Source organism: Citrobacter europaeus (assembly GCF_037482245.1).
In the GTDB taxonomy this organism is placed as follows: domain Bacteria; phylum Pseudomonadota; class Gammaproteobacteria; order Enterobacterales; family Enterobacteriaceae; genus Citrobacter; species Citrobacter europaeus.
Map to the genome: position 1 here is coordinate 2,145,383 of NZ_CP148084.1, position 25,934 is coordinate 2,171,316.

The following is a 25,934-nucleotide window of genomic DNA, read 5'->3' on the forward strand; positions in this document are numbered from 1 at the left end:
ATGGCCCGTTCCGTGAATGACAGGCTACAGGACGAGACCATCGCGCACGGCTTATACGTGACGCGTTACGGTACCGGCGTCGCCCGGCGCATGGTCGCGCTGCTGAACAAGTTGGATACTGAACTGGCCGCCAGGCTGTTGGTGCTGCTGGATGGCAAGCGCGCCGATACCTACAGTGCGCGTCGTCTGACCTCTCTACTGGCCGGTGTTCGTGAACTGAACCATCAAGCCTACGAACAGGTTAATGCGTCCCTGGCGCGTGAGCTGGCACGTTACACGGATTATGAGGCCGGGTATCAGATGGACCTGTTCAGCAGCCTTATACCTGGGCAGGTGCTGAAACACGTCCCGCTGCAAAGCATTGCCCCAGAGCAGGTCTACGCCTCTGCGGTGGCGCAACCTTTTCAGGGGAGATTGCTGAAAGAGTGGGGCCAAAAGCTTGAATCCGATCGGCTGGATAAAATTACCAGTGCGGTGCGTACCGGATTTCTTCAGGGTGAAACCGTCGAGCAAATCGTGAAGCGCGTCGCCGGCACGCCGCAACTTAACCGCCAGGACGGGGTTATCAATGCCTCACGTCGTGACCTTGCTGTTGTTGCCCGCACTGCGGTGAATCATATGGCAGCAACGGCACGTCAGGAATTCGCACAGGCCAACAGCGATATCGTGAAGGCCAAACAGTGGTCTTCGACTCTGGACACCCACACCAGCCAGTGGTGCATCATCCGCGACCGCAAACTCTACTCGCTCGATGGAAAGCCTCTGGGCCATGCAATTCCGTATCTGCGCGGACCCGGCAAAATCCACTTTTGCTGCCGCTCCTGCGAAATCCTGATCACTAAATCGTGGGAGGAAATGCAAATAGCCTCAGGCGAGCTGAGCAACGCCACGCGCGCCTCAATGGACGGACAGGTGCCAGCGCATACCAGCTATGCCGAATGGCTTGCGAGGCAGCCTTACGCGCGGCAGGAGCAGGTGCTGGGCGTTACTCGCGCGCAGATGCTGCGTGACGGAAAAATCACCGTGCCGGAGATGTTCAATGATGCCGGGGAGTTCCTTACCCTGGACGAATTGCGCCGCGTGGATGCGTCGGCATTTGAGGGGTAGGGTATGCGTAATGATGATTTTCACTGCGTGGGCGATGGCCGTGGCAGACGAAGGGTGTTTGTAAATGGCAATGAGGTAAAGAGCTGCGTTTGGGCGGACGTTAAGCGAGGTGTCGCTTGCATTCATCCACACCCGCTGCGGATCCATAAACGAAAGCGGAGTGAGGTTTACTCCCGCAAGCTACGCGGCGAAATTACAATCGAATTTATCTAACAGGCTGCCTCCGGGCAGCTTTTTTTATGCCTGCCGCTGAGCGGATGCGACGCGGTGCTCGGGTCGGATGACCCATTACGTATGGCCGGAAGGCTGGAGCAAAAACAATGAAACTGAAACTTGATGCTAACGGAAATGTGGTCGTTGAAAACGGTATGCCTGTGTACATCCATGATGACGGCAAAGAAATCCCGTTCGATGCGGTCGCAGCGATGACCAAAATCACCTCTCTGAATGGCGAGGCGAAAACTCACCGTGAAGCGAAGGAAGTGGCGGAAGCCAATCTCGCGAAATTCTCTGGCATCACCGACCCGGCCAAGGCGCTCGAGGCCCTGGAAATGATGACCAAAATCGACCAGAAAAAACTGATTGATGCTGGTGCCGTTGACCAGGTAAAGGCGGAGATCACCAAAGTTTTCCAGCAGCAGCTGGACGAGGCGAACGGTAAGACCAAACAGCTGGAAACTCAACTCTACGACGAGATGATCGGCGGCCGCTTCGGTGGCTCTAAGTTCATCTCCGAGAAGATGGCGATCCCGACGGAGTTCGTGCGTTCCTACTTCGGTCAGAACTTCAAAATCGAAGAAGGGAAGGTTGTCGCCTACGACGGCCAGGGCAATAAGGTGTTCTCTCGCACCAAGCCCGGCGAGTTAGCCAGCTTTGATGAGGCCCTGGAGTCTCTGGTCGAGTCGCATCCGCAGAAAGATTACATCCTCAAAGCGTCCGGTAACAGCGGCGGCGGCTCTCACCAGTCGCAGCACCAGGCCGGGCAAAAAACCATGAAACGCGGTGCGTTTGATTCCCTGGATAACGCTGGCAAGCAAGCAGCGCTGAAAGACGGCGTCAGCATCGTCGATTAAATCGAAAGGAGCCATAAATGGCAGGCAATACCCTTACTGGTCTGATCCCGACCATCTATACAGCGCTGGACGTAGTGTCCCGCGAGCAAACTGGTTTTATTCCTGCGGTGGCGCGTGACGCGAAAGCGGATGCTGCTGCAAAAGACCAGACCGTACGTGCGCCAGTCGCACCTGCAGCCACCACTGAAGATATTGTCCCTGGTCCGTCAGCACCTAATTCTGGCGACCAGACCATCGGTGGTGTGGATGTCAAAATCACCAAATCCAAAATGGCCCCGGTGAAATGGAATGGTGAAGAGCAATTGGCGCTGGGCCCGGCTGGTACCTACAACACCATCCTGGCTGACCAGTTCAAACAGGCTTTCCGCGCGCTGGCGAACGAAGTGGATGCAGACCTCGCTGCGCTGTACCTCAACTCCTCCCGCGCTGTTGGCGCGCCGAAGAATACCCCGTTCAGCATCAAAGACGATCTGACAGATGCTGCGTTGGCGCGTCAAATCCTGACCGATAACGGTGCGCCGACTACCGATTTGCGTATGGTGCTGGGTGGCGAAGCGATGGCATCTATCCGTGGTAAACAGGCTGTCCTCTTCAAAGCGAACGAAGCGGGAACCGACCAGCTGCTGCGTGAAGGTGTTATCGGTCGCATCATGGGCTTCAACCTCCACGAATCTTTCAGCATCAAGCGTACCGCGAAAAGCGCTGCTGCTGGCTATAAGGTCAATGACGCGAAGAAAGAGGGCGATATCATCATCGCTATCTCTGCCGGCACTGGCGGTATTGCTGCAGGTACTGCGGTGAAGTTCGCCGGTGATGACAACCAGTATCTGGTCGTTGCGGCTACTTCTTCCACTATCACCATTAGCGCGCCGGGTCTCCGTCAGGATCTGGCAGACCAGGCTGATGTCACCGTGTTGAGCGAATTCGTACCGAACATGGCGTTTGACCGCGGGGCATTCCTGCTGGCCAGCCGTACTCCGGCGATGCCTGAAGGTGGCGATACTGCTGATGACGTCATGAATGTGACCGACCCGGTATCTGGCATTACCTTCCAGGTGGCGTTATACCGCCAGTACCGCCAGGTGCGTTATGAAGTGGGTCTGGCATGGGGTGTGGCTGCTGTGGCGCCACGTCATTCCGCCATCATCATGGGTTAACCAAGGGGGCTTCGGCCCCTTTGTTTTTCAGGAGGCCCAATGGCCGGATTGACCAAAGAGCAGCGCGCGCAGCGTGAGGCTGAAAAGCTTGCGGCGAAGAACGGCGCTGAACATGCTCCTGCCCAGCAGGAACAGCAGCAGGAACAGCAGCAGGAACAGCAGCAGGAACAGCAGCAGGAACAGCAGCAGGAACAGCAGCAGGAACAGCAGCAGGAACAGCAGCAGGAACAGCAGCAGGAACAGCAGCAGGAACAGCAGCAGGAACAGCAGCAGGAACAGCCTGGTATTGAGCTGGTAGTCATGGCGCGTGATACCCCAGAGTTCCCCGGCGGCCCGTTAAGCGCTGAGGTTCACCCTGCCGAAGTGGATAACTGGCTGGCGCTGGACTGGCGTCTGGAGGAATAACCATGCTGGTTGCCGATCCCAACTCTCCAGGCTTCAACAGCTACGCCAGCGTCTCAGACCTGCGGGCATTTGCCGCCGGGCGCGGATATAGCATTCCTGCAGATGATGGTGAGTGCGGCCAGATGCTGATGCAGGCAATGGACTTTCTGGAAGGGAAGGCCTGGCGCGGTCAACGTTCCAGCGCATCACAGCCTCTATCCTGGCCACGTTCCGGCGTGCGCTTCGATGGTGTTGACCTGCCGAATGATGCGATTCCACAGCGCCTGATTGATGCTCAATGCCGCCTGGCTATCGAGTCGCAGGAGATTGACCTCACCCCGTCGGTCGCTGGCGGAGGGGCGGTGACGATGGAGCGAGTCGAGGGTGCGGTAACAGTCCAGTATGAGCCGGGAACGAATAAAGCTTCTCCGTCATTCCCATGGTTCTATTCCGCAATGCGCGGGCTTGTAGTGGGCGGCAACCAGGTCCGGGTCGAAAGGGGGTAGCATGGCAATCGACTATCGCCGCATGCGCGCTACGGCAACGCGGCTCCTGAAGGATAACGGCAAATCCTACCAACTGAACCGAGGCGGTACCACCACCCGCGATCAGTACGGGAAAGAGATCACCGCTCCGGAGATCACTGCGACCGTCACCGGCGTTATCACCGAGTATTCATCCCGAGAAATCGACGGTTCCCTGATCGCCACGGGCGATAAAAAACTGGCAGCCACGTTCGAAACGGAAGTGCGTATCGATGACCGCATCGAAATCGACGGCAAGAAATGGCGCGTGGTGCAGCCGAATCCGGTCAAGCCTGCTGATGTACTGATCTCCTACAACATCCAACTGAGGGCGTAACTATGGCTGACACTGTTAATCAGCCGTTCCTGGCTGCTATTCAGCTGTTCGTCGATGGCTCAAAGGAGGACATAGACCAGGTGGTGCGCCGGACGGGTATCAAAATACTCGGACGGCTGGTGGATATGTCCCCCGTCGGGCAGCCGGATATCTGGCAGGTGAACCAGACGGCAACCTCTTACAACACTGCAGTTCAGGAACATAACGCGGCTTTGCGTGATGACCCTGACAACCTCACAAAGTCAGGGCGGCTCAGGCGAGGCCTGCGTGTCAACGATTCGATGGACATCAAAAAGCCAGAGGGTTATGTCGGGGGGCGATTCAAAAATAACTGGTATGTGGGGCTCGACAGCCAGCCCACAGAGACGAACGATATCCCAGATGCTTCCGGGCAGGGTTCCAACTCCCGCGGGTTGGCGGTGCTCGAAGTGTTCCGGGTGGGGCAGGTGAACTCGATTTACTTTACCAATAACCTGCCATATGCCCAGGCGCTGGAGAATGGTCATTCGAATCAGGCGCCCGGCGGCATGGTCGGGCTGACCGCACTGGATGCTGCGCAATATTTCCGAGAGGCAATGAGCGAGGTACGCAATGGTCGGTGATCAGTCCATGCGAATAGCTGACCTGCTGGAGAGCCGGGTAGCCATAATCTCGGCCTCTCTCGGCTTGCCGATCGCCTGGCCGAATATCGTATTCGATCCACCGGATGCGCCATTCGCCCGTGTTTATGTTTTACCTGCACAAACTGTAGGTCAGGACATCGAAGGTTTGATGCGTACCTATCAGGGGATATTGCAGGTAAACATCATTACTCCCGCAGGCTCAGGCGTGAGCCATGCGAGAGGGCTGGCCCAGTCGGTGGCAGATGCATTCCCTGAAGGACTGCCGCTGGTGGACGGTGAACTGACGGTTTACATCAACGGGCCGCCGCAGGTGAGACAACCCATCCAGGACCGGCCAACCTCGGCGCCCAACGGGTCCAGTGGCTCCATAACCTACACCATTCCCGTCAGCATGCAGTACCGCGCTGACTACTGACCCGCCAGATGGCGGGTTTTTTATTACCTAAATTCAGGAGAGTGCTATGGCATTCGCAATCCCTAACGGGTCGCGTGTTAACGTGGCCAAGGCGTATCTTGCGCCGATTGTCTTCACTGCGGCATCCAATGCGACGGAATGCGAACTGACCGTTGCCTCTGCGGCTGGCATCCTCGCGGGCGATGTTGTTCAGGTTAATTCAGGATGGCTGAAGCTTGACAACATGGTGGTGCGTGTCAAGTCAGTAACCGGTACGAAAATCGTGCTGGAAGCATTTGATACCACCGATACCAAGAAATTCCCGGCGGGCACCGGCGCAGGCACGCTGCGTAAAATCGATTCGTGGATCACCATGCCGCAGGTCATGACGCTGTCCACTGAAGGCGGCGATCAGCAGACTATCAGTGTCCAGTTCCTGGAGGATGATAAGGCCCGTACCATCCCGACTTTCAAAAACGCGGTGGTACAGGTCTACACCTTCGCGCATGACCCGCAGTTGGCGATTTATAAACGTCTCATCGACCTGGATGACTCCAGCGACACCACGGCGATCTGGTTCCATAATCCGCGCGGCAAAGCAGATCGTTATTACTCCGCCAAAGTATCGTTCCAGCGTGTACCACGTACTGAAATCAACGCTGTTGAAAGTAATGAAGCGCGCATGAACTTCGAATCGGATATGCAGATTTACCCGATCGCTGACTCCTCCGCTACACCTCTGGCGTTCCTGACTGACCTGCCAGCAACCAAGTCTGTTGCTGCTAATGCAGCTCTGGATCTGTCGGTGGTCATGCAGGGTGGTTCCGCGCCGTACACCTATGTGTGGAAGAAAGACGGCACAGCCATTCCGGGCAAAACCGCATCCACGCTCAACATTCCGTCCGCTCAGTCTTCTGATGCTGGGGTGTATACCTGTGAAGTTACCGACGCCGCAGGGAAGACGCTCACTTCTGCCGGATGCACCGTCAGCATTACTTGATTAATCTGGCCCGGTAATCCGGGCCTTACCGAGATAAACAAATGACCAAATTCTCCCTGATCCCGAACCCAACTTTTTCCGTGACAGCCAGTATCCCGCGAGCTGGCACCGAAGACGGCAAACTGACCTTCACCTTCCGCCATAAGACGCTGGAAGAGCTGCGCACCCTGGATGAGAAGTTGCAGAAAGCAGCTGAAGGTAAAAAATCCCCCGTCGAGCCGCAGGCCAACTACTTGATGGAAATCGTCGATAGCTGGGCGCTGCCGGATGAGTTCAACCGAGATAACGTGATCGTCCTGCTAAAGAACTATCCTCGCGCGTTCGACAGCATCGGGCTGGCATACACCAAAGAGCTGATGGGACTGCGCGAAAAAAACTGAGGCAGGTCGCCGCAGCGTTGTATACGCCGGGACCAACGCTAGCGGAGCTGAGCGCTTTTGGTTTGAAGCCTGAGGACGTGGAGGATGATGTGGGGATCCTGCCATCCATATTGGAGGCTTTCACTATCTTCTCCGCACTGGCGACCCAGTGGCGCGTCGGTGCGAGTGGTGCGACCGGTCTTGATTACAACGTTCTCCCCTGGATGTTCGAGTTACACGGGGTTGAGGATGCGGCGACCTGTATGGCTGACCTTCAAATTATGGAAAGCGAGGCTCTCAAGGTAATGCATAAGGAGACGAAATAATGACAGACCAGATCGCCTCGATTACTTTGCGTGCCGATGTTTCTGACCTGAAAACAGCCAGCAATGAACTGGATAAACTCGGTGAAGCCGCGGCTGGTGCCGTAGGCAAAGCCGATGACCTTAACAGCGTATTCCGAGCTGGCGCTGAGTCTGCGAAGCAGGGCAGTGAAGGTATCAAAGAACAGCAGGCTGCGCTCAAAGGCCTGCTGGAGAATATCGACCCGGTAAACAAGGCGCTGAACCGGCTGGATGAACAACAGGCCGCGCTGCGTAACTTCCAGACCAAAGGTTTCCTGGATACCGATACCTTTCAGGCTTACAACAAAATCCTGGACGACACTCGCCTCAAGCTGACTGACACCGGAGAAGCCGCAGCGCGTGCTCAGGCCGAATTAGCCGCTACCCAGGCGGCAGAGAAGCAGTCCGCAGCGTTAAAGAACCTTCTTGGATCCATCGACCCGACTATCCGCGCGTTCAATTCGTTGGATGAACAGCACGCACAGCTGGTGGCACATTTCGAAGCAGGGCGCATTAACGGTGCTCAGTTTGAGCACTTCAACACAATCCTTAACCAGACGCGTGAGCGCCTCTCTGGTGTCGCTGACGTACTACCAGAGGCGCTATCCCGGCAGGAAGCTGCTGCCCGGCGCGCTGGAATCTCCGTTGGTCAGTACAGCGCAGCAATGCGCACGCTTCCGGCGCAATTCACCGATATCGCCACGCAGCTGGCTGGCGGTCAGTCGCCGTTCCTGATTCTGCTGCAACAGGGCGGGCAGATTAAAGACCAGTTCGGCTCGGTTCAGGGGGCGTTGTCCGGCGTCGGCGAATACATCCGCAGCATGGCTGGGATGATTAACCCTACCACAATCGCACTTGGTGGGCTGATTGGCACGATCGGCCTGCTGGCTGCCGCAGCGTATAACTCCTCGGAGCAATTTGAGCAGGTGGCACGCTCTGTCATCATGATGGGTGGGGCTGGCTTCTCCTCAATGCAGCAGCTCAACCAGGCCGCTGAGGAAGTGGCTGGCAAGACGAATACATCGATTAGCTCCACTGTCGATACGCTGGTTACGTTGAACGATACTGGCAAATATACCGCAAGCCAGATGAAGCAGGTCGCAACGACCATCACCCTCATGGGTAAGGCCGGAAATGATACCAAAGCGGCAATGAGCGACTTCGAAAAGATTGTCAGCGATCCGGTTAAAGGGCTTGCCAGCCTCAATGAACAATATGGTTTCGTTGATGAAGCCATGATCAAGCACATTATCCAGCTACGTAAGCAGAAGGGGGAGCAGGCGGCTGTTACCGAAGCTATTGAGCTGTTTGCAGGCGTCATGGCAAAGCGCGCAGAGGAGACCAACAAAGCGACCGATAATATCGGTAAAACGTGGGAAAACCTTAAAAAGAGCGCTTCTGACACCTTTGGCGATATAGGTATTACCGTGCGCGCATGGGGAAACCAGATCATCGATATTTTCGAACTGGTTAAGTCCTCGATCAAAGACTTGTTCCTCAATATCACCTCTCTGGACGCCAAGTTCACCAGCACCATCGCTGGCTGGGCAGACAAAATCCCGGGTGGCGGTGCGCTGGTTAATTTCCTCGGCATGGACGTTGAGGCAATGAAAAAGGCTGGTGCGGAAGCGGACAAAGAGATTGAGGCGAACAAAAAACGCTATAACGAGCTTTGGAAGCGCGTCACTGCGCCTAACGCACAGGCAAACTATGAGGCTGAAGCGCGAGGGTCTAACGTAAAAGGTGATGGCGGAACAAGTCGAGAATCAAGAGACGCAGTCTCGAAGCTTGCACAAGACTCAGCCAAAAAGACCAAAGAAGCCAAAGCCACGCTGGATGCTGGCGATCGCACTCTGGAGTACTACCGGGCGCAGGCAAGGACCTTAACGGAAACCCTCGAAACCCTGCGTCAGACCGGCGATATTCACGCCAAAAACACCGAACTGGGCAAGCAGCAGTCACGTTTTGCGGAACTGGACGAGGCCGCCAAAACCCGAGCCCTCACCGCACAGGAGAAATCTCTTCTGTCTAGCCGGGAAGCCATTCTGAATGCCGCGAAGGTTGTGGATCAGAAGAACAAAGAAGTAGAGGTACAACAGAAGATTAACGGCCTGGCACAACAGGCAAATAAGTATGTCACGCAGATGACTGAAAAATCTGAGGCGTTACGTAGCGGGTCGGGTTTAAGCAGTCGCATGGCCCAGAGAATGAATGAAGAGGCGCAGCTTCGTCAGGGATGGATCAATGGTGGTGGTAAACTAGAGGATGCTGGCTACGAGAAAGAGCTGGCAGCTCTTCGTAACTACTACGCCGAAGAGGATAAGCTGCGGGGTGACTGGAAAGCAGGGGCAGTTAGTGGCTGGAATGAATATCTTGAGGCCGCCACGAATACCTATGACGCCGTGAAGAACGTCGCCAGCTCCACGTTGACCGGCTTGAGCGACATGCTGACTGAGCTGATGACCACTGGCAAAGCATCAGTTAAAGAATTCGGCAAATCCATGCTCAAGATGATCCTTGATGTGACGAACCGCCTCATGGTTGCATATGCAGTGCAGGCCGCAATGGGGTGGATCAGTGGTGGCTCTGGTACTTCGGCTGGGGGCGGGCAATCATTCGCTGTTCCATCATTCACCCCGAACGCAAAAGGCGGAGTCTATGAGTCTCCGGGCCTCAGTAAGTACGTGAATGGCGTCTACGACTCTCCTCAGTATTTCACTTTCCAGGGGGCATCTAAATTCGCCAAAGGCGGAGTATTTGCTGAGGCTGGCGAAGAGGCCATCATGCCGCTGACACGGGATTCTGCTGGAAGACTTGGTGTCAGGGCGCAGGGTGGAGGTGGAGCCCAGCCGCAGGTCAACATTGATATTTATGTCGATAATAAGGGCAATGCAACATCTAACACATCTGGAGACGGAGACGCCGCAGCGCGGGCGTTAGGGAAGGAAATAGAAACTAAGGTGACGGAGATCCTTATGAGGGCAACTCGAAGTGATGGCCTCCTTGGTAGGCAGTTCCAGTCAAAATAGGCATCGTCTTAAATTCTGATATGGCAATATCACCCGTACCTGGTTACACCGATGCCTCCCCTGGTTATTATGTCAAAACCATACTAATCAGGGGATGATAATGAAAAAGGTCTTCACGACAGTGGTGTTAGCAATGGCTCTTTCTGCGTGCGCGGGTAATGCTCCAGTCAACAACGCGCAAAAACAAGCCAAGTATAATGAGCTTTCGAAGTGTGACGTAAATATTGAGCCAGTCTCAAAGGTGCCAATGAACAAAATGGAGTTTGCTGAATACCTGTCGACTCAGGCACGGAATGCGTCTGCGGATCAGTTCGTGATTCAAAAGAGAATGGAGATCCTGCAGTTGGTTGGGTGGAATGATTCTGTAGCCGATGCAATAGCGACTTGCGGCGCTAACAGAAAAAACAAACGCAAAGAGAATGCTTCTGGAGTGTTTGAAATAATGAAATCGAGCACTAAGGATGCAGAAGAAAAGCGCGCGCTCGTAGAGGCGTATAGCTCTTGGGAGACTTATGTGACAAGCCAAACGCCTCTCGCAAAACAGGACTTTGATTCTAAAGTCGGCTATTACAAAAACATGTAACTAATGACTTTTAACATAAAAGGGCGATTAAAAACCGCCCTTAAATTTGTCATTGAAATGTTATATTGCGTCCGCAAATCTAGGTAGTTTTTCCTCTTGAGGAACAACTGAAATGATATCCGCTTTCTGCTTACGAATTGCCTTTGTTTCATAATAATGCTGAGCAGTTGCTGTTTCGATAAAATCTACATCATTTCCTGCAATCTCAAATACAGCATCTTTAATATCGCTTAATTTTACATTGAAAAACTCTTTACGCTTATTAACTAGGTTAGTGCGTTGCTCATTGAAACGCTGATGGAGCATGCTTTCCATTGCTGGGGCATCTTCACTGAAAATCATTGCATGAACATCGAACAGGAATGGAACTGATGCACTACCCAGTTCATCCACTCGATCTTGAGGATCAAGTCGACGCGTCATTCCTATTTTAAAAACATCATCACCAAACGAACCAATATTAGAAATAACGTACACATGACCGCGTTTAGTTTGCTGAGCCATTGAAAGAGCTTTTTGGCCTTTCAACAACGCCTCTTCTAAGGCATGCTCTAGTTCGGATACCTTAGCTTGGTGCTTCTCTACTTGCTCAGCTGTCATTTGGGCTAGCTTCGATTCCATTTCTTTACGGGCTTTATCCAACGCTTTTTGGGCGCGACGCTCTTCATCTTCGGCCTCTCGAAGTGCACGATCAATTTCGGCTTGAGCTCGCTTCTCCTCTGCCATCTGAGCGCGGATTTCACGTTGTTCTTCTCTTTCTTCTTGTTTTTTTAAACGATATTCATGTGTAAGTCGAAGTTCATCTAGCTTCAAATCTAAAAAAGCACGATTAATGTAAATCTGGTTAACCTCATTCATCTTATTCAAGGCATCAAATGCTTTATAAATTCTTTGCTCCATTTGATAAACGTTTTTAAATGTACAGTTTGCAATAGCTGCATCACATTCACCGTTGAATGCACGTGCTGTCATCTGAATGCCGCGAGTGGTCATTTTCCGACCTTCGCTTTTAGAGCCACCTACCGTCCATTCAGTAGGGCAATGTATTGCGCCAAATTCAGTTTTGTCACGTAGCAGATTTTTTTGTCGTTCGCGACATGCCTTGATCGCATTCTGAAAACTGGCCGATGTTTCAAAATCGAAGTGTGGTGCATAGAACCCCATGTCGGCAAATTCCATATCATCTTTATAGATTGATAGCGCTTCTTCCAACTCATCGTAAGTAATTTTTTTCTCACGATAGGATTTGCGCAGCTCATCAATCTGCTTCTCAATTTCTGTACGCTTGACTCTTTGTGTTTCTACAGCAGTTAGCGCTTCTGCGTTCATTCGCTTAGCTGCTAAACGAGCATCTGATAGAATATCCTCCGCACGCTGAGTTATGGATTTTGCATCTTTTTCACTGGCTGCAATAGTTTTGGTTGCCACAGCTTTTGCTTCGTCAAGGTTGTTTTGCGAATCAATAATTAACTCTTCTGCGGTTTGCTTAGCTGCGTTCACGATTCGTTCAGCTTCTGTTTCAGCATTGGTGATTGTCGCGTAGCGCTCAAGTTTTGCTGCCTTTTCTGCTGCATCAGCCCTTGCTGACTTCAATTTAATGATGTTAATCACCAAAATCGTTAGAACAACTACGAAAGCTACAGCTCCAATGGCTGCATAATGCACAATATTCATTAAACTATCCCTGTGAATTGGTTAGCTATGATGGATAAAAATATCGACGGAGTGTCGCATATTTCATCATTTTATATATGTGAAGTAACTAATTCTTTTTTCAATGACGTTGTTTCAGGTCAATTTTTCATTAGCCAAATAAATAACCTATCTTTTAACCCAGCTCCGGCTGGGTTTTTTTATGGAGCAAATATGGCAGTTGAAACCTACAACTGGCACTCGCAGCTCGGCGCGGGGGCCGTAGAATACAGTCAAACAATACGCTCTGCGCAGTTCGGTGATGGCTACGAGCAGGTGGCCGAGAACGGCATTAACTCGACGGCTATTCAGGTACCAATGAAGCATGTGGGCGTTGATACTGAAGTGAATACCGTTCGGGACTTTCTCCTGGCGCATACCGTTAAGGCTTTCATCATCACGCCGCCGGGCGAAGAGAAAGGACTGTACCGCGTTGTCGCCGACTCCGTGCGCAAAAACCAGATTAGCAGCAAATTCGCTGAGCTTACATTCACGATTAAGCGCGCCTATGGCGTCTATGCCTGAGGTGGAGCATGACAGCACTGATTGATACAGCTGCAATGCTGGCGCCGGGCGGTAGAGTCCGGCTGGTTGAAGTAGATGCTTCAGAGTTCAGTGGCGGTATTCATCGCTTCCACTACAGTCCATTTCCCCATACACCCGCCGAGATCGAAGCGGCGAAAGGCGATGAGACTAAACTTGGACCAAAGCCCATATTTTGGGATGGTAAAACCTTCGACTTCTGGCCATTCCAGATTTCTGACCTCGCTCTCTCGACCGACCAGGCCGCTGAGCCGAAACTTAGCGTATCGAACCTTGACGGGCATATCACTGCGCTCTGCCTGCAGTTCAAGGACATGGTTAACGCTAAGGTGAGTATCATCGACACCTACACTGTTTACCTCGATGCGGTGAACTTCCCTGGTGGCGTGAACGCGACAGCTGATCCCTCGATGTTTACTCTCCAGACTTTCTGGCTGGACACGAAAACCTCTGAAGATGATGAAGTGGTGACGTGGGCGTTGAGTAGCCCAGCGGATTTGCAGAACCTAGTTATTCCCACCCGTCAAATTACATCGCTGTGCGAGTGGGCGCTGCGCGGCCAGTACCGAAGCGGTGACGGCTGCACCTACAACGGAACAGCGTATTTTGATGCGAAGGGGAATGCGGTTGCTGACCCTGCGCTTGACGTGTGCGGTGGTTGCCTGAGCGATTGCCGCAAGCGATTTGGTGCGGGCCTGGCTGAACCCAATACTGCCACCCTCGATTTTGGTGGATTCCCAGCAACTGTTCTCTTCTCCCGATAAACGGAGATACCAATGAACAAAACTATTATGGCTGCTATCCGGGCGCATGCACTGGAGGAGTCGCCACGAGAGTGCTGCGGCTTTGTCATCCAATCAGGACGGCGTCAGCGATATATTTCGGTACCGAACAGTCATGAAAACCCATCTGAGCATTTCCGTATTGATGGTGAGTACTGGGCAAATGCCGAGGATGCAGGGACCATTATTCGAGTCATTCACTCGCATCCTGGCGATGGAGCCAGGGCTATCCCCTCAGACCTCGATCGCCAGCAATGCAACCAGTCAGGTGTGGTATGGGGAATATATGCGCCTGATTGCGATGAATACGCCGAGATAACCCCGGATGCTATTCCGCTAATCGGCCGCCCGTTCATCCTTGGCTCTCACGACTGCTGGGGGTTGATCATGGACTGGCATACCACCCAGGGTGTAACGCTGAATGATTTCCGGGTCGATTACCCGTGGTGGGAAAGCCACTACCCAGACAACCTGTATTTCGATAACTGGGAGCGGGAGGGGTTTGTCGAATGCGACCCATCGCCAGGCTGTATGGTCATCATGCAGGTTGAATCCAGTAAGTGGAACCATGCGGGGATCATTACCGAGGAAGGCGAACTGCTTCACCATCTGTACGGGCAGCCATCCTGCATTACTCCGTATGCCAGAGGCTATTTCAAAGACAGGACGATGATCTGCGTCCGTCACAAAGAGCTACAGCAGGAGATTAAGCCATGGCGCGCTTAACCACGATTCGATTGTACGGCGCGCTGGGTGCTCGATTTGGCCGCGTTCATCGGCTGGCGGTGCAGACGTCAGCGGAAGCGGTAAAGGCGCTCTGCATCAACTTGGACGGACTGGAAAGCTATCTTATGAACGCCAAAAAGAACGGTATGACGTTTGCGGTGTTTCGCGGTAAGCGCAATATCGGGGTGGAGGATTTTAAGGATCTGGTCGGAAGCACCGATATTCGCATAGCACCGGTGATGGAAGGGGCAAAAAAAGCGGGTTTGTTCCAGACGATATTGGGTGCTGTCATGGTTGTGGCGGGCATTGTCGTCACTGGAATGACGTTCGGTTCAGCAGGTGTCATTGGCGCGGGGATGGTCTCCGCTGGTATCGGAATGATGGCTGGTGGAATTTACCAGATGCTTTCGCCCCAGCCCAAAGGACTACAGGGACGCGACGATCCAGATAACAAACCCAGCTATGCCTTTGGTGGCTCAGTAAACACCCTGGCAATGGGTAACCCAGTGGCTCTGCTGTATGGCGAGCGTGAAATCGGCGGCGCAATTATCAGCGCGGGGATCGTCGCTGAGGACATCTGACGGCTTCTCACTTTTCAATTAGCACCCAGTCGGGTGCTTTTTTTATGGATGCAATATGGCAACGATTACTGGTGCAAAGGGCGGCAGCCAGAAGCAGCACACACCTGTAGAACAGCCTGATTCGGCGCAATCAATGGCGCGCTGTCGCATGCTGCTGGCGCTAGGGGAAGGTGAGTTTGCTGGTGGTCTGGATGCGACCCGGATTTTCCTGGACGGTACACCGCTCGGTAACGCCGATGGAACGATGAATTTTGAGAACGTTTCCTGGGAATTTCGACCGGGCACACAGACCCAGACACCGATTCCGGGTTTTCCCGCAGTCGAGAACGAAACTACGGTTGGCGTATCGTTGACGAAAGTCACCCCATGGACTAGAGCTATCAGCAATACCCAGATCGACGCCGTATTAGTACGAGTTGGCATTCCTGGCCTTCAGCAGCAGGAAAACGATGGGGATATTGTCGGCACTACTGTAACGTACCATATTGATCTCGCCGTTGATGGTGGAGCTTACTCTACAGTAATGACCAAAACGGTTACGGAGAAACTCAGCTCTCTCTATGAGTTGACGCACCGTATTAACCTCCCGAAAGCGAACACAGGCTGGCAGATTCGGGTCGTGCGCGATACCGACGACAGTACCAGCCAAATGCTCCAGAACAAAACGCAGGTACAGGCGATCACCGAGGTGATTGATGCGCGTCTCCGTTATCCACATACCGCACTACTGTATGTGTCATTCAATGCTAAGTCATTCAGCAATATCCCGAAGATTTCTTGTAAACCTAAAGGTCGGGTAATCCGCATCCCTCAGAACTACGATCCGATTACACGCACTTATGGCGGTATATGGGATGGTACATTCAAATGGGGATGGACGAATAATCCTGCATGGATTTGGTTCGATATTCTTACTGAGCCGCGCTTCGGACTGGGTCGCAGGGTTACGCCAGCGATGCTCGATAAATGGGAGTTGTACCGTATTGCCCAGCGCTGCGATCAGAAGGTGCCGGATGGTAAGGGTGGCAGCGGTACCGAGCCTCGCTTTATGTTTGACGTTTATATCCAGGCTCAGGCTGATGCCTGGCAGGTGATCAAGGATATTGCGGCAGGTTTTAACGGCATGACGTTCTGGGGCAACAACATGTTCAATGTTGTCTCTGATATGCCAGCGGATACGTCAAAACTTCAGATACTCACTCGAGCCTCTGTTGTCGGTAAGCCAACGTACTCCAGCGGCAGTGAAAAGAACCGCTATAGCTCTGCGCTGATTAACTTTAGTGACCCAGATAACCACTATCAGGATCGCACAACGGCAGTGATGTTTCCCGAGCTGGTTAAGCAGTTCAAGTTTAAGCAGACGCAATTGACGGCTATTGGCTGTACACGTGAAAGCGAGGCGCAGCGCCGCGGAGGGTGGGCCGTCTACTCCAACTCGCTGGATCGCATTATCACTGTTCAGACTGGACTCGATGGCTTCGCCTATGTACCTGGGACAGTGTTCGCCTTTGCCGATGAGCGGCTGTCTGGCCGTGTCTATGGTGGGCGAATTACTGACTACGATGCCGGGCTGAAATCTGTAACTACCGATCGGGGAACAAGCGCATTGGCCGGCGATACGCTGATGATTCGTACCCAGGGCGGTACCGTTGAGAGCAGAACCATTCAGGCGGTTAACGGCCAGCAACTGATACTGGCAACTGCCTTTACCGCTGAGCCACTACCTAATGCCATTTTTGTTATCGATGCAGGTCAGTTGCGCCTCCAGTATTTCCGTGTAACCAATCTGACATTTAACGATGAGGAGAACACCTACAGTATCACCGGTGCAGAGTACAACGTGGCGAAATATGATGCCGTTGATAACAATACCCGACTGGATACGCCACCGATCAGTCTGATACCGACAGGCCTGGTAGGGCAACCGTCGAACATCGCAATTAGCAGCTACGATTCGGTCCGCCAGGGGCAACGTATCGCCACTATGGTTGCGAGTTGGGATGCGCCAGTAGATAAAAACGGGAAACCTCAGGCTGATATTGTCGCGTATCAGGCACAGTGGAAACGTGGTGATAATGAGTGGATCAATATTCCCGAAACAGGCCTACGCAATATAGAGGTCTCCGGAATTTTTTCCGGTGATTACCTTGTGCGAGTCCGCGCTATTAATTCTGGTGGCGCTTCCAGTTTGTGGGCATCTTCTGTTCTGACTCATCTCACTGGGCGTACAGGGGAAGTTCCCAAACCGGTTGGTCTGCGCACCACAGCAATCAACTGGGGTATTCAGGTTGACTGGTCCTTCCCGGTTGATACAGGTGACACCCTCCAGACTGAATTGCAGTATTCAGTAAACGGCAATGGGGATAACCCTCTGCTGCTTGCCGGAGTTCCTTATCCGCAACACATCTACACACAACTGGGCTTAAAGGCTGGTGTTGAATTTTGGTACCGGGCTCGCCTGGTCGACCGTATTGGTAATCAGAGTGACTGGACCGACTGGGTTCGTGGTGAATCTAATGCGAATGCTGACGACTACCTGGGCGATATTGCTGATGACTTCCTGACGTCTGCCGACGGTGACCGCCTGACAAGTGATATTGATACCAACCTCGAAGCCGCATTGCAGAATGCGCTGGCCAACCATGCAACCGCGGAACACCAGTGGGCGCAGTACGGCGAGGTGCGCGCGGATATTCTGGTAATTAAAACGACGGTCGCCAGTGTGGATAAGGCGATGGCTGAGCTGTCTACGCAGGTACAGGCACAGATTGAAGATGTGACAGCCTCTCTCGAGGACAAACTGACCGCTACTGTCGATGCTTCGGGGGCGACGGCTATTCATACCCTGAAAGCCGGAGTGCGCATCAACGGTATTTTTTACAATGCCGGGATGTCAATTGCGGTGCTGGCCGAATCAGGTAAGCCGGTAGTAACCCGTGTCGGGTTTAACGCAAACCAGTTCGTCCTGATGAGTGGCAGTGGTGATACGCAATATTCACCCTTTGCCGCTATCAATGGTCAGGTATTTATCAGTGATGCCTTTATTCAGGACGGAAGTATTACCAATGCCAAAATTGGCAATTACATCCAGTCAAATAACTTCGTTGCAGGTTCAACGGGCTGGCGCATTGATAAGAATGGGAACGCTGAATTGCATGGAAAGCTTTATGCCGACAGCGGGAATTTCTCTTTTAACGGTGTAAATAACAAGGTCGTAATTGATGGTTATGGAATTCTCGTTAATCTGACAAATGGTGGAAATGTTCAGGTTGGAACATTTAGGGGGTAATAATGGCGGAGGGAATTTTTATTAATTACAACGATGGCCGTCCGGTGATGGCAATCACTGCTGGGCTGCGTGCCCCCAGCTTTTGTACATCCTTCTCGGGCTGGTCATCCCAGTTCATGCAGTACCCGGTCAATACACCACTTGTTCCTGGCTCACAGGCTATCGTGGTGCCAACCAATCCCATATACATCTATTCCTTTGCAGAATTCGACGTGGCCATAATGACGGGTGTCACCCGAAACGGTGATTCCGGGGTCATCATCGGGGCTGAGACAATCGGTGGAAAAAGTATTGTCCCTGACTGGTCAGGCTACGTTATGGAGCTGCTACCTGCGGCGACGTATAACGAAGGTTTACTGGTTTCAAACTCGACTGACTTCACCGCTATATCCAATCAGGCTGCGCTGATGACCTGCGCTTATTCCGGGCGCATTACGGTTAGCGGCAGCGCGCCGCTTCCGGTGAGCGGTATTCCTTTCGGTAAATGGGATAACCCGAATGTGTCGGTGGGGTTTGATGGCACCAGTATCATCGTTCGCGATATTTCCTACACAGGGCGGGACGATGTGGCCGGAACAGCGACGATTGACCTGGTGATATTCAATCAGACAGCACCTGTCGGCGGCGACGGTATCACGATGACCAACGCCGCAGGTCAGGTGACATTCTCCACGCTGAAACGCCCCTTTGTGTATGACCGACAAATCCAGATAACCGACGCATTCCAGGATATAGGCGGCGGGTTCTGCCAGATAGTCTATACCGGCGTTCAGGTACGAATGATTGGTGGATGGGGAAATATCAGAACAAAAGGCGTGGTCATGTCAGGCGGTAGCGTCAGGTCAGCCTACAACAAAGTATTTGCGGACCGCAATTCTGGCGCATGGGATATGACCCGAAACAGAAATATCGCCATGCCCATTCTTATTCTTCCGAACATGTACTGAGGAAAACCCATGTCAGCAGGAACGTTAACCCTTAACAATAACTCAGCCTCGGTTGCCGGAACTGACACTACTTTCACCACTGAGTTAGCTGCAGGTGATTTTATTGTGGTTGTCGTGGGTGGTGTGCCGTTCACTCTTCCCGTACTGGAAGTTAACAGCAATACACGCCTGACGCTGGTCAGTAATTACACCGGGCCACGGGCGACAGGAGCCGCCTGGTCTGCCGTTCCCCGCGTGGCGCTGAATATGGTCACTGCCGCAATGGTCGTTCAGAATACCCAGGCGCTTCTCGGCCTGAACTACGACAAACAGAACTGGCAGCAGGTATTCAGTGCTCCGGGGATGATTACAGTTAAGCTTCCTGATGGGTCTTCATTTCCCGGTCCATCATGGAAATACCTGTCCGATAATATGGTCACAAAAGTTGACGGTGTGGTGCCAAAAGCACAGGGCGGGACGGGGTTATCCAGTCCCTTTGGCGCAGGGGCAGGTTCTTTCTGTGAGGGGAATGATGTCCGCCTTAACACCATCGGCGGCAAATCCGGAGGCCAGATAACCAGCCCGTTTGGCAAGGTAAATTCATTGCCGGGGAGTTTCGACTCCCTCTATGCCGGAAACCGCAACTACGGTCTCTACCAGGAACAGATGAATGTTCCCGGTGCAGGCTATCTGTATCCTCACTCCAGCTTCAAATTGTACTGGCCTGGCAACTATGGCGGAGTGTTTACATGGTCCGCGTGGGCTAACAGCAATAATCCGGAGTATGTGCTCTCCTGGACTTATGAAGCGGGAACCACGCCACATATGTGGCGGTTTAATGGCACTAATGGTAACGCCACCGCCACCGGAAACTGGGTTAACGGCGGCTCGACTGTCAAAATTAAGGAGAAAGTCGAAGACATCCAGAATCCGCGCGAAACGATGCGGATAATCCGCGCATGCACCTGGCGACTGAAAACAAAAAATGCTGACGGGCGTTTCGGTATCGGTGTTCTGGCTGAAGGGCTGTATGAGGCGTACCCGGAGGCGAAAGTCACTGCCGGTGATATCGAACTGCGGGACGGAACTGTTGTTAAGGATGCATTATCTGTGCAGGCTGGCGATTCCGGCGTTCTGGCCGCTGTTCACCACGCAACCATTATTTCTTTGATGGATGAAAACGAAGCGCAGCAGGAAGAAATCAATCAACTGAAAGCAGACATGGCGGCGCTGAAGAAAATTGTCGAACAGCTCGCCGCCAGATAATTCTGCTCTGGACCATCAGCGTGCAATGTCATAAAGCGAAATAACAGGGGGATGCCGCAACCACGCCGTATGCAAGAGCATGATTGCGGCCGACTGGCGAACGTTCGATTGTGCGAGTATTGAATGATTGCCAGTCACGGTGGATTGTACTTAAGCAATATGACGGTTCAAGGCGTTTAATCTGAAACCAGCCACATATCAGCCTCTTCAAACATTTCCTGCACAGTACGGCTTATCTGTTCCTTCTCGTGCTTGCTGGCGTCAGTGTTGATTGCCGGAAGTGTCATCATCGGTTTTACCCGGACATCAGCATCGGGGGAAGAACGCTCCCTCATCATACTCAGCCCCCTTGAATGCTATCATGTTCACGATGTTTGTACATGTAGGGAGACATGTACTTGATTGAAATGGAGACATAAATCTCACTTATATAGTTTTGTACTATAGTATGATGTCCATTTCTAATGGAAAGTATAAAGAAACAACTATTGTTGCCGATAATCTATTTTAATTGTATGTTCAACATTGTAAATTGATAGTGGAATGTATGTTGTCACAAAGGGTTAAGATATATTAAGAGGTTTGTGTGATAAAGAACTACAAATTGACTAAATTTAAGCCCTATGTGATATCAATCACATTTTCATTTTTGCTGTTTTTGTCGTTAACTGAGATTTCTACTTATTATATATATAAGGAGCGTATCGGTTCATATACAGAACGAGTATTGAATAGAAGTGTTAGTCTCATTCAACAAATTGATGAAATAAATGATGGTTATGAGGTGTTTGATGCTTATAGTCCCTGTAGTGAACAACAGCTTCATGCTGTAAGAATCGCTCTATGGCCTTATGCACTTATAAAGGATATATCATTTATTTCTAATGGGGCAATTACTTGTACTGCGTTGTGGGGCAAGTTGCCAGCACCATTATTACTCAACATATACGATAGAAAAGTTGAAAAGGATAACTTGACGTGGTTTTTTGGCGTGTTGTTGGAAAATAATGTTAAAGCTGATTTACTAAGCAACCAAAAATTAGCTATAACGATTTCACCATTTGCTTTTAACAGATTTGCTACAGACCATGAAGAGAAAGGATTTTCAGCAATTGTCGGCAATAGAGATCATTCTCTTCATTTGTTTAGGTTTGGTGATCTGGTCGATCTGCTTGAGGAGGCTAAACATGATAAATCCTATCAGTTAGGACTTATTACTACGCAAAGTTGTAATGGAAAATATGACATCTGTGTCATGGGAGGAGTTAAATTCACGTGGGTGAGTTTCGATAATTGGTTAATGATTTTGTTGATTGCATTTACATCTATTGTAACAGGTGTTCTTTTAGGCGTTGTTTATAATCAAAAGGTTGCACGCAAACAATCATTAGTATCAAGATTAAAAAATGCCATAAGAAATGAATCATTATATCTTGTATATCAACCTATTTATAAAATAAAAACCGGTAAGGTTATTGGTATAGAGGCACTAATTAGATGGGATGACCATGATATTGGTAGCATTCCTCCTGATATTTTTATCCCTATTGCAGAGAGACATAATTTAATTCAAGATGTAAGTAATCTTGTATTTCGAATGGTAGTAAAAGAAGCTAGGTCTCTTTCTGAAAAATTTAATGTCTTTATAAGCATTAATGTTAGTTCTCAAGACCTTTTGTCTGAATCTTTTCAAAGAAAAGTGTTTCAGATGATCGATGAATTAAATATAAAGCCCGGAATGATAATGATGGAATTAACAGAAAGACAGAGTGCGGATCTAAATTCACTCCAAAAGGTAATTTCTTTATTTAATGATAAAGGTATTTCAATAGCCATTGATGATTTCGGGACGGGCTATTCAAATTTAAACTGGCTGTCAAGTTTACAAATAGATGAAATTAAAATTGATAAATCAATTACAGACTCTATCGATGAATACTCTATAAGTAATAATTTATTATCAGGATTGGTAGAGATTTTTAAAGATATAACTCATAAGGTCGTATTCGAAGGTGTGGAAACATCAACTCAGGTTAATTATTTAACTGAAATGTTCCCTGAGTGCGGTGTACAGGGATGGTATTACTCAAAGCCGTTATCTATAGATAAATTGACAAAATTAGTCGAGGATGCCAATTTGCCTTAATATTTATTACTTTATTTTCATTGTTTTCACATTCTATATAACACGCGTAACCGCGAGCTATATAAATTTAACTGCAGAAGGATTTTGATATCTTGCCGCATTCAATCAGCTAGTTGGTTCAAAATTGTATGGAATGTCGCGTTCACCTTCTTCAGCGAGCAGGGCAAGATAGTCCTCTCGTGTCATTGACTGTGAAAAACGTCCACACATAGAAACCTCCAGCCATATGTCAGACTGAAAGTATAGGGCAGGAAGAAAAAGTGGTGCGCACCGGTAATGATTTAAAAGGAATTTGTAAGGTAAATCGGAATGATGGTTTTGTGAATTGATGAATTCTTAAAAATGGATGGGCGCTCGTTGAAAGCGATCCCGAATTTTTCCCGACGACGCCACGAAACCAATAGCAACTGATTGATCTTGAACGGGTGCAATAGTAAGTATCAGGAGGTGTTTTTTAGTGGGTTTTTGATGTTAACTTATTGAATTTTATAGGTTGTTGCGTTTTGAGTTGTAAACAGGAATCGTATTCGGTCTCTTTTTATGTGGATTTTTATTTCAATAACTTAGGACATAATGTCTGAAAGTTTCCGAAATTTTTCCGCATATCACTTTTCGGGATTTCTTCGTTATACCATACTGTTTTTAACATTCACACTTCATTTGCACAGAAAAAAATCAGATCGTGATGCCCGTTTTTCCTGAGATCCGGCTGATGTGCCGGCATTTCAGTTGATGCTTGTTCCTCAGAGGCTTGGACACGCCTCTCTCAATAGCGGTATGATTATCCATCAATTGATGAAGTTCTGGTCCCTGATACATGGACTTAGTTTCTCGATAAAGAGACATAAGAAATGGAAAAATTAAAAGAAAGGCTTGTGATGGAGATTGGTAATGCTGATGATCTCTCTGCATCATTAAAACTATATACCAGTTTCTATCCATTAATTCCTGAGTATAAATTTGTCTTTTCATCGCCTAAAGGGCCATATCCGGGTTTTCAAACTAACAAGAAATTCGAGCATGGGGCGTCTATCCGCTCTTTATTCAATGATGAAAATGTTTTCGTGATGGATCCCCAAACCATAGAGGAAATGTTCAGTGAGAAAGGGCACTCTACATTTAAAATAGACTACTCCATATCCCTTGATAGTCAGGCATTAAGCTATCTCAGACCATATATTAATGGCAAAGTTTCTGGTCTGGATGATGATATTGAAGAAATATTTAAATTTATTTCACATAAGAATACGCAAGTAGACTCAGTATTATATGAACTGGAGAATCTTAAAAATCTGGATGAAAAAGATAATCACCATAAAATATTTGACAAGTTGATGGGATACGAATTTATAAAAGATGTTGATCTCGTTAAGTCTGGAAGCAGTGGAATATTGACCTCAAAGATATCTCAAGGTGAGCTTTTTCTCAATACAGACAGACATTTTAGCTCAATGCTCACCAAAAACAGAAACTCTGAGTTCAGGCGTGCGTTAACAGACAGGCACGATAGCGTATACGCTTATGTTCTTATGATGAGTATCATACAAATAAAATCGCCTGCCAGATCGCTTAAGAATAAACTAATCGATCTCTTAAGTTTTGCTCACACCAAAGCTTGCTTTTTGGCGACAAGAGAATTGATCCTGGCGAGTGAGTTTTTTAAGCGAGGGACTGATTTTAGGTTTTTTAACAAAATACATAAAAAATCGAAAAATCTGTGGCCGGCATTACGAGGTATGGCCTGGGACTTGACTCACTGTAGGTATTTAGAACAGGCACTCACATTCAATACAGGAAAGGATGAGCGGTATTTTTTTCCTGGAATATTGAGTTGTGACAAAGGCTTTATTGAGGCAATGGAGCTCACGCCGCTTAAGGCTGTTGCATTTAACACGCAAGGCGGGCCACCGTTACTATTTTATCATGAACATGATGTAATAAAAATTACCGGGAATATCCCTGCGGTTAATGATTTTTATCAGGAGTTGTGTAGTAAACAGAAAAGAGAAGAAAGAGCCTGTGCACGTAATGCACCTGATTATGACCTGCAATTTTTAGTCGCTGAACTGGAAGAAGAACTGGAAGCTGTTGCGATTGTACCTCGTTGACGCGCGGATAGCGTAGGGCCACGACGTCTGGTTCGGTCATTCTGTTTTTTACTGCTAAGGTTTAATTAAGAACAGGGCAATATTTGTGTACAGGAGGTCAAATGGGACTGCCTGACAATGCCTATCAGAGAGTGGAAGCGACGCGCTGGCGTCACGTCTGGGTGGTCGGGGACATCCACGGTTGCTTCTCATTATTGATGGCTAAATTGCGCCACTGTCATTTTGATCCGTGGCAGGACCTGCTGGTTTCAGTGGGAGATGTTATCGATCGCGGGCCTGACAGTTTGCGCTGCCTGAAATTACTGCGTAAAAGCTGGATTGTCGCGGTCAGAGGGAATCATGAACAAATGGGGTTGGATGCGCTGGCAATGGGGGAGCAATCGCTGTGGTTTATGAATGGCGGTTCGTGGTTTGCACAGGCGGAGCAGCCAGCGGCAAAATTCGCTCTTGAAGAATGTCAGCAATTACCCTGGATTCTGGAGCTGCGTTGCAGCAATGGCATTCATGTCATTGCCCACGCAGATTACCCTGATGATGATTATCAGTGGCAAAAAGATATCGATTTACAGCGGGTGCTGTGGGATCGCTCAAGGCTAATGAATAAAGGCAACGGCATTCGCGGCGCGGATCACTTTTGGTTTGGCCACACGCCATTGCGCCAACGGTTGGATTACGAGAATCTGCACTATATTGATACCGGAGCGGTATTTGGAGGCGAGTTAACGCTGGTGCAACTGCAATAATCAAAAATCGCTGTACTCCTGGGCCGGACGCCAGAAGCTGTCGATATAGTCATCCGCGGGTAAACATCCGCCGTTACGAATACGCTGATCGTCCATCGATATCAGGCACTGCTGCTCGGTTTTGTAGACATCAACAACGATATCTTCACAACCGCCGCCCAGGTAGCACACAAAAAGAACCAGCGTGAACATTCCATCCTCAAAGGGTAAAGCCATAC

General features: G+C 50.2%; 25 protein-coding genes and 2 pseudogenes. 23 read left to right on the top strand and 4 right to left on the bottom strand.

Annotated elements, in window-relative coordinates:
• The 13 genes from WHR59_RS10060 to WHR59_RS10120 all read left to right on the top strand — a co-directional run bounded on the left by WHR59_RS10060 (nucleotide 1) and on the right by WHR59_RS10120 (nucleotide 10,914).
• Nucleotides 1-1,107 carry a phage minor head protein gene (locus tag WHR59_RS10060; protein ID WP_038641040.1) on the top strand — a complete coding sequence of 369 codons (1,107 nt, stop codon included), beginning with the start codon at nucleotides 1-3 and terminating at the stop codon, nucleotides 1,105-1,107.
• Nucleotides 1,108-1,427: 320 nt separating this feature from the next.
• Entirely contained in the window at nucleotides 1,428-2,180 is a 753-nt protein-coding gene (locus tag WHR59_RS10065; protein WP_016156687.1) for a DUF6651 domain-containing protein, read from the top strand.
• Between the two features lie 17 nt (nucleotides 2,181-2,197).
• The gene (locus WHR59_RS10070) at nucleotides 2,198-3,337 is read left to right on the top strand and encodes a P22 phage major capsid protein family protein (RefSeq protein ID WP_338843930.1); all 1,140 of its coding nucleotides are present in this window, start codon (nucleotides 2,198-2,200) and stop codon (nucleotides 3,335-3,337) included.
• Nucleotides 3,338-3,376: 39 nt separating this feature from the next.
• Nucleotides 3,377-3,742 carry a hypothetical protein gene (locus tag WHR59_RS10075; RefSeq protein ID WP_338843932.1) on the top strand — a complete coding sequence of 122 codons (366 nt, stop codon included), beginning with the start codon at nucleotides 3,377-3,379 and terminating at the stop codon, nucleotides 3,740-3,742.
• A gap of 2 nt (nucleotides 3,743-3,744) precedes the next feature.
• Complete coding sequence (locus WHR59_RS10080) at nucleotides 3,745-4,227, top strand: DnaT-like ssDNA-binding protein (protein ID WP_338843933.1); 483 nt, start codon at nucleotides 3,745-3,747, stop codon at nucleotides 4,225-4,227.
• A gap of 1 nt (nucleotide 4,228) precedes the next feature.
• Nucleotides 4,229-4,582 (top strand): hypothetical protein, encoded by a 354-nt coding sequence (locus tag WHR59_RS10085; RefSeq protein ID WP_338843935.1) that lies wholly within the window; start codon nucleotides 4,229-4,231, stop codon nucleotides 4,580-4,582.
• A 2-nt stretch (nucleotides 4,583-4,584) separates the two neighbouring features.
• Nucleotides 4,585-5,184 (top strand): hypothetical protein, encoded by a 600-nt coding sequence (locus WHR59_RS10090; RefSeq protein WP_338843937.1) that lies wholly within the window; start codon nucleotides 4,585-4,587, stop codon nucleotides 5,182-5,184.
• Nucleotides 5,174-5,620: a phage tail terminator-like protein gene (locus WHR59_RS10095; protein ID WP_047416529.1), complete on the top strand. Its 447-nt coding sequence runs from the start codon at nucleotides 5,174-5,176 to the stop codon at nucleotides 5,618-5,620. Before WHR59_RS10090 ends, WHR59_RS10095 begins: the two co-directional genes overlap by 11 nt.
• Nucleotides 5,621-5,666: 46 nt before the next feature.
• Complete coding sequence (locus WHR59_RS10100; protein WP_047416530.1) at nucleotides 5,667-6,599, top strand: phage tail tube protein; 933 nt, start codon at nucleotides 5,667-5,669, stop codon at nucleotides 6,597-6,599.
• A 41-nt stretch (nucleotides 6,600-6,640) separates the two neighbouring features.
• Entirely contained in the window at nucleotides 6,641-6,979 is a 339-nt protein-coding gene (locus WHR59_RS10105) for a phage tail assembly chaperone (protein WP_200060883.1), read from the top strand.
• An 89-nt stretch (nucleotides 6,980-7,068) separates the two neighbouring features.
• Nucleotides 7,069-7,284, top strand: coding sequence for a DUF1799 domain-containing protein (locus WHR59_RS10110; RefSeq protein ID WP_338844070.1), 216 nt, complete (start codon nucleotides 7,069-7,071; stop codon nucleotides 7,282-7,284).
• Nucleotides 7,284-10,331 (top strand): phage tail tape measure protein, encoded by a 3,048-nt coding sequence (locus WHR59_RS10115; protein ID WP_326977507.1) that lies wholly within the window; start codon nucleotides 7,284-7,286, stop codon nucleotides 10,329-10,331. Before WHR59_RS10110 ends, WHR59_RS10115 begins: the two co-directional genes overlap by 1 nt.
• A 100-nt stretch (nucleotides 10,332-10,431) precedes the next feature.
• Nucleotides 10,432-10,914, top strand: coding sequence for a hypothetical protein (locus WHR59_RS10120; RefSeq protein ID WP_047416540.1), 483 nt, complete (start codon nucleotides 10,432-10,434; stop codon nucleotides 10,912-10,914).
• A gap of 60 nt (nucleotides 10,915-10,974) precedes the next feature.
• Here WHR59_RS10120 and WHR59_RS10125 read toward each other — a convergent pair whose 3' ends face one another.
• Entirely contained in the window at nucleotides 10,975-12,588 is a 1,614-nt protein-coding gene (locus WHR59_RS10125) for a DUF4041 domain-containing protein (RefSeq protein ID WP_149282310.1), read from the bottom strand.
• Nucleotides 12,589-12,780: 192 nt separating this feature from the next.
• On the opposite strand from WHR59_RS10125, the gene WHR59_RS10130 reads away from it, so the two are divergent.
• The 7 genes from WHR59_RS10130 to WHR59_RS10160 are packed head-to-tail and all read left to right on the top strand — an operon-like array spanning nucleotide 12,781 to nucleotide 20,719.
• Nucleotides 12,781-13,131 carry a phage tail protein gene (locus WHR59_RS10130; protein WP_149282309.1) on the top strand — a complete coding sequence of 117 codons (351 nt, stop codon included), beginning with the start codon at nucleotides 12,781-12,783 and terminating at the stop codon, nucleotides 13,129-13,131.
• An 8-nt stretch (nucleotides 13,132-13,139) separates the two neighbouring features.
• Nucleotides 13,140-13,913: a phage minor tail protein L gene (locus WHR59_RS10135; protein WP_038641014.1), complete on the top strand. Its 774-nt coding sequence runs from the start codon at nucleotides 13,140-13,142 to the stop codon at nucleotides 13,911-13,913.
• Nucleotides 13,914-13,925: 12 nt separating this feature from the next.
• Entirely contained in the window at nucleotides 13,926-14,657 is a 732-nt protein-coding gene (locus tag WHR59_RS10140; RefSeq protein WP_047416548.1) for a C40 family peptidase, read from the top strand.
• Nucleotides 14,645-15,238, top strand: a complete 594-nt coding sequence (locus WHR59_RS10145) for a tail assembly protein (protein WP_338843945.1) — start codon at nucleotides 14,645-14,647, stop codon at nucleotides 15,236-15,238. The genes WHR59_RS10140 and WHR59_RS10145 overlap by 13 nt, the downstream gene beginning before the upstream one ends.
• Before the next feature lie 55 nt (nucleotides 15,239-15,293).
• Nucleotides 15,294-18,527, top strand: a complete 3,234-nt coding sequence (locus tag WHR59_RS10150) for a host specificity protein J (protein ID WP_338843947.1) — start codon at nucleotides 15,294-15,296, stop codon at nucleotides 18,525-18,527.
• 2 nt (nucleotides 18,528-18,529) lie between these two features.
• Nucleotides 18,530-19,474 carry a DUF6453 family protein gene (locus WHR59_RS10155; RefSeq protein ID WP_338843948.1) on the top strand — a complete coding sequence of 315 codons (945 nt, stop codon included), beginning with the start codon at nucleotides 18,530-18,532 and terminating at the stop codon, nucleotides 19,472-19,474.
• Nucleotides 19,475-19,483: 9 nt separating this feature from the next.
• Nucleotides 19,484-20,719: a tail fiber domain-containing protein gene (locus WHR59_RS10160; RefSeq protein ID WP_338843949.1), complete on the top strand. Its 1,236-nt coding sequence runs from the start codon at nucleotides 19,484-19,486 to the stop codon at nucleotides 20,717-20,719.
• 176 nt (nucleotides 20,720-20,895) lie between these two features.
• Here WHR59_RS10160 and WHR59_RS10165 read toward each other — a convergent pair.
• A pseudogene (locus tag WHR59_RS10165) lies at nucleotides 20,896-21,045 on the bottom strand (DinI-like family protein); the annotation flags it as partial.
• Between the two features lie 278 nt (nucleotides 21,046-21,323).
• Between WHR59_RS10165 and WHR59_RS10170 the strand changes: the two are divergent.
• Nucleotides 21,324-22,865, top strand: coding sequence for an EAL domain-containing protein (locus tag WHR59_RS10170; RefSeq protein ID WP_338843950.1), 1,542 nt, complete (start codon nucleotides 21,324-21,326; stop codon nucleotides 22,863-22,865).
• Nucleotides 22,866-22,979: 114 nt separating this feature from the next.
• Here WHR59_RS10170 and WHR59_RS10175 read toward each other — a convergent pair.
• A pseudogene (locus tag WHR59_RS10175) lies at nucleotides 22,980-23,075 on the bottom strand (SOS response-associated peptidase); the annotation flags it as partial.
• A gap of 641 nt (nucleotides 23,076-23,716) precedes the next feature.
• On the opposite strand from WHR59_RS10175, the gene WHR59_RS10180 reads away from it, so the two are divergent.
• Together WHR59_RS10180 and pphA are read left to right on the top strand one after the other, a co-directional pair.
• Nucleotides 23,717-24,973 carry a hypothetical protein gene (locus WHR59_RS10180; protein ID WP_043016683.1) on the top strand — a complete coding sequence of 419 codons (1,257 nt, stop codon included), beginning with the start codon at nucleotides 23,717-23,719 and terminating at the stop codon, nucleotides 24,971-24,973.
• Between the two features lie 101 nt (nucleotides 24,974-25,074).
• Entirely contained in the window at nucleotides 25,075-25,716 is a 642-nt protein-coding gene (gene pphA / locus WHR59_RS10185; protein ID WP_043016682.1) for a protein-serine/threonine phosphatase, read from the top strand.
• Here the strand turns inward: pphA and WHR59_RS10190 are convergent, their stop codons facing one another.
• Nucleotides 25,717-25,908 carry a YebW family protein gene (locus WHR59_RS10190; protein ID WP_016152779.1) on the bottom strand — a complete coding sequence of 64 codons (192 nt, stop codon included), beginning with the start codon at nucleotides 25,906-25,908 and terminating at the stop codon, nucleotides 25,717-25,719. It lies immediately after the preceding gene.
• Nucleotides 25,909-25,934: the final 26 nt, after the last annotated feature.